Consider the following 357-nt stretch of genomic DNA (forward strand, 5'->3'; position numbering starts at 1 on the left):
GGTAGCGGCATAAGGTGCTGTAATCGGGGATGCTCAGTTCGTCAAAACGGCAAAACAGGTTGAAATCGATGCGGGTGATGAGGCTGTGTTCGAGTTCGGGATCAGAGAGGCTGTGCCATTGGCCGAGCAGGACGGCTTTGAACATGGACAACAGGGGATAGGCGGGACGGCCGCGGTGGTCTCGAAGGTAACGGGTTCTTTGACGATTCAGGTACTGTTCGATCGGCTGCCAATCAATCACTTGATCCAACTTTAATAGTGGGAAGCGGTCGATGTGTTTGGCAATCATGGCTTGTGCGGTTTGCTGGAAGAAGGTACTCATGGAAAATCCCCTAAATGTCTTGGTGGGAATTTAGG

General features: G+C 51.8%; 1 protein-coding gene. It reads right to left on the bottom strand.

Annotated elements, in window-relative coordinates; genetic code table 11:
- On the bottom strand, window positions 1–322 hold a 322-nt coding region (locus ACLD9W_RS12560), incomplete at its 3' end, for a transposase (protein WP_410842306.1).
- Window positions 323–357: the final 35 nt, after the last annotated feature.

The organism is Neisseria sp. WLZKY-1, from assembly GCF_046546535.1.
Lineage (GTDB): Bacteria > Pseudomonadota > Gammaproteobacteria > Burkholderiales > Neisseriaceae > Neisseria.